Consider the following 3,961-nt stretch of genomic DNA (forward strand, 5'->3'; position numbering starts at 1 on the left):
CCGGCGGGGCCCGCCGACGAGGCCGGAGCGGCCGTGGGGAGCAGGGGCCACGGTCACCCCCGTGCCGCACCTCGGGGCGGGCGCGACGGACCGCCCCCAGCCGTCCCCGCCGCCGGGGCGTGGCGGGGTCGCCCGCCCGACGCCCCTCGCGCCCGGACCTCGCGCCGGGCCAGGCCTCCAGACCTCACCCACCGTCTGAGTCCACCCGGCTGGGGGCGCCCACACCACCGTCCGGTCCGGGTCCCGGCCACTCCGCGTTCGCCAGCGACCGCCAGGTCTACGCTGCCCAGGTGCCAGCCCGCCGGTCAGTCGACCCCCACGAACTCCGAGCCGCCGTCACGGCCGTCGTGCCCTGGCTGCGCGGCGAGGCTCCCGAACCCGACCGCCGCGTCCTCGGGCAGGCGGTCCGGCTCAGCCTGCGCACCCTGGCCGCCGTCGCTCCAGGAGGAGCGATCGAGGTGCGGGTACCGCCCTTCGCCGCCGTGCAGTGCGGGCAGGGCCCCACCCACAGCCGGGGGACCCCGCCGAACGTGGTCGAGACGGACGCCAGGACCTGGCTGGACCTCGCCACCGGCCGCGCCGAGTGGGCCGACGCGGTGGGCTCTGGCCGCGTCTCGGCCTCCGGAAACCGTGCTGACCTGCGCGGTTGGCTCCCGGTGGTGAAACCGGACGAGTAGGTCGGCGACATGCCTGGGTGGCCCAATTCGCGGCTCGCGGTGCGGTGCCGGGAGCGAGTCGGCTTACACTCGAAGACGAACGTGGCGGTCCCGGGTGGTCTTCCGCGGCGCGTCCCGCGTCCGGCCCCGGGCACGCCGAGGCATCCAGCTCCGTTGTGAGGGAGTTTCCGGTGGTCACCCACCAGCCCGCGGCCGCAAGTGGGTCGCCGTGCCGTTCCGCGTCCTCCGCTACCCCCGTCCCACCGGACACGACCGCCCAGCCGGGTGACGTGGAGCGGGACGTTCCCCACGAGGAGTGCGGGGTCTTCGGTGTCTGGGCTCCCGGCGAGGAGGTGGCGAAGCTCACCTACTACGGCCTGTACGCCCTGCAACACCGAGGTCAGGAGGCCGCAGGCATCGCCGTGGGCGACGGCTCCAAGCTGGTGGTCTACAAGGACCTCGGCCTGGTGAGCCACGTCTTCGACGAGCAGGTGCTCTCCTCGCTGCGGGGCCACGTCGCCGTCGGCCACAACCGGTACTCGACCACGGGCTCCGGCAGCTGGGAGAACGCCCAGCCCACGTTCCGGACCACCGCCACCGGCAGCGGTCTGGCGCTGGGGCACAACGGGAACCTGGTCAACACCGCCGAACTGGCCGAGCGGCTCCGCGAGCTGACCGAGGGCGCGGCCGAGGAGGGGCGCACCGCCACCCGGCGGGACGGCACGCCCCCGGCCACCACCGACTCCGACGTCGTGTGCGCATTGCTGGCGACCGCCGCCGCCGACACCGGGCTGGAGAACGCCGCGCTGGAGTTGCTGCCCGCGCTGCGGGGAGCGTTCTCGCTCGTCTTCTCCGACGAGACCACCCTCTACGCGGCCCGCGACGCCCAGGGGGTCCGCCCGCTCTGCCTCGGTCGGCTCGACCGGGGATGGGTCGTCGCCAGCGAGACCGCCGCCCTCGACATCGTGGGGGCCTCCTTCGTGCGCGAGGTCGAACCGGGTGAACTGGTCGCCATCGACGCCGAGGGGCTGCGCAGCAGCCGGTTCGCCCCGCCGGAACCCAAGGGCTGCGTCTTCGAGTACGTGTACTTGGCCCGCCCGGACAGCACCATCGCCGGCCGCTCCGTGCACGCGGCGAGGGTCGCCATCGGGCGGCGGTTGGCGGTCGAACACCCGGTGGAGGCCGACCTGGTCATCCCGGTCCCGGAGTCCGGCACCCCCGCCGCCGTGGGCTACGCCCAGGAGTCCGGCATCCCCTACGGCCAGGGGCTGGTCAAGAACTCCTACGTCGGCCGGACCTTCATCCAGCCTTCCCAGACCATCCGCCAGCTGGGCATCCGGCTCAAGCTGAACCCGCTGCGCGATGTCATCCGGGGCAAGCGCCTCGTGGTGGTCGACGACTCGATCGTGCGGGGCAACACGCAGCGCGCGCTGGTCCGCATGCTGCGCGAGGCCGGCGCCGTCGAGGTCCACGTCCGGATCGCCTCGCCACCGGTCCGCTGGCCCTGCTTCTACGGCATCGACTTCGCCTCCCCGGCCGAGCTGATCGCGAACGGGATCGACGAGGACGGGATCCGCCGGTCGATCGGAGCCGACTCGCTCGGCTACGTCTCACTGGACGGGCTGATCGCCGCGTCCGAGCAGCCCAGGACCAGGTTGTGCGCCGCGTGCTTCGACGGTGACTACCCGATCCCGCTGCCCGCCGACCGGATGATCGGCAAGTTTCTGCTCGAGGGTCTTGACGGTGGCGCGGAGCGCGGAGTGGCCGGTCCCGCGGAGCCAGCACAGCCGCAAGGCAACGGCGCGGCCGACGCGCTACGTCGGCCATGAGTAAGCATCGGTCGTGAACGGACGTCTCACCGCCGATGAGGCGTCGACCTGGGAAAGGTGGATGGCGACCGCGCGCGTGTGACGCCGCCGGGGCCGCCCGTGAGGGCGATGACCGGAATCACCGTGCGTAGCGTGGCCGACGAGATTTTGTCAGCAGATGACATGGAGCCAGTTGTGACTGCCCAGCCCGAGATGTCCAGCGCCACCTATGCCGCGGCCGGAGTCAGCATCTCCGCGGGGGACGAAGCCGTCGAACGGTTGAAGCCGTGGGCGGCCAAGGCCACCCGGCCAGAGGTGATGGGGGGCCTCGGGGGGTTCGCGGGCCTGTTCAAGCTGCGCCTCGACCGGTGGCGGGAGCCGGTGATCGCCTCGTCCACCGACGGGGTCGGCACCAAGATCGCCATCGCGCAGGCGCTCGACGTCCACGACACGGTGGGCATCGACCTCGTCGCGATGGTGGTGGACGACCTGGTCGTGTGCGGGGCCGAGCCGATGTTCCTCCAGGACTACATCGCTGTCGGCAAGGTCGTGCCGGAGCGGATCGCCGAGCTGGTCAAGGGCATCTCCACGGGGTGCGTGCAGGCTGGCTGCGCGCTGTTGGGCGGCGAGACCGCCGAGCACCCGGGCATGATGGCCGCCACCGACTACGACCTCTCGGCGACCGGCGTCGGAGTCGTGGAGGAGGACGCCCTGCTCGGGCCGGACCGGGTGCGCCCCGGTGACGCCGTGATCGCCCTGGGTTCCTCCGGTCTGCACTCCAACGGCTACTCGCTGGCCAGGCACGTGCTGCTGGACATCGCGCGGGTCCCCCTCTCGGGGCACGTCGAGGAGTTCGGTCGCTCGCTGGGGGAGGAACTGCTGGAACCGACCCGCATCTACGCCAAGGACTGCCTGGCACTGATCGCCGAGACCGAGGTCCGGACCTTCGCGCACGTGACCGGGGGCGGCCTCGCCGGCAACCTCTCGCGGGTGATGCCCGAGGGGCTCACCGCCGTGGTGGACCGGGGCACCTGGACCCCCTCACCCGTCTTCTCCATGATCCAACAGCGCGGGCGCGTTGGCCGGGACGAGATGGAGCAGACCTTCAACATGGGGGTCGGCATGGTCGCCGTCGTGGCCGCCGAGGAGGCCGACCGCGCGCTGGCCGTGCTCACCGCCCGCCACGTGCCCGCCTGGGTGGTCGGTGAGGTCCGCCGGACCCCGGACGTGGTCGGGGATGGCGAGAACCGGCCAGCCGTCCTGCTGACCGGGGAGCACCCCAGGTTCTGACGGCGGCCAGCGCGGCGCGGCGGGACGTCCGGCTCGCCCGGACGGTCCCGCCCGACCAGCGGGAGCCCGCGCGGGGGCGGAGGGCGGCGCGCACCGCCGAGGAGACCGGAGCGGTCGTTCCCGCGCCCTACCCGGCGGGCGGGGTCTTCGGGGAGGAGCGCGGCCGGTTCGGCCTCCGCCCGGAGCGGATCCGCCGCCGTGGGGCGG

Annotated in this window: 3 protein-coding genes; all 3 read left to right on the forward strand. The window is 73.4% G+C overall.

Annotation, left to right across the window (positions count from 1 at the left end; translation table 11 throughout):
* The first annotated feature begins 290 nt into the window (after positions 1–290).
* On the forward strand, positions 291–677 hold the full coding sequence (locus tag ACTIDRAF_RS0203250; RefSeq protein ID WP_016697284.1) for a sterol carrier family protein: 387 nt from the start codon (positions 291–293) through the stop codon (positions 675–677).
* A 269-nt stretch (positions 678–946) separates the two neighbouring features.
* Positions 947–2,485: an amidophosphoribosyltransferase gene (gene purF, locus ACTIDRAF_RS0203255; protein ID WP_016697285.1), complete on the forward strand. Its 1,539-nt coding sequence runs from the start codon at positions 947–949 to the stop codon at positions 2,483–2,485.
* Between the two features lie 162 nt (positions 2,486–2,647).
* Positions 2,648–3,754, forward strand: coding sequence for a phosphoribosylformylglycinamidine cyclo-ligase (purM, locus tag ACTIDRAF_RS0203260; protein ID WP_211215260.1), 1,107 nt, complete (start codon positions 2,648–2,650; stop codon positions 3,752–3,754).
* The last annotated feature ends 207 nt before the right edge of the window (positions 3,755–3,961 follow it).

It is taken from the genome of Actinoalloteichus spitiensis RMV-1378, from assembly GCF_000239155.1.
In the GTDB taxonomy this organism is placed as follows: Bacteria; Actinomycetota; Actinomycetes; order Mycobacteriales; family Pseudonocardiaceae; genus Actinoalloteichus_B; species Actinoalloteichus_B spitiensis.

What these genes read in the sequence shown, in the direction of transcription:
- purM (WP_211215260.1), top strand. Translation starts at nt 2,648, where the DNA reads ATGGAGCCAGTTGTGACTGCCCAGCCCGAGATGTCCAGCGCCACCTAT.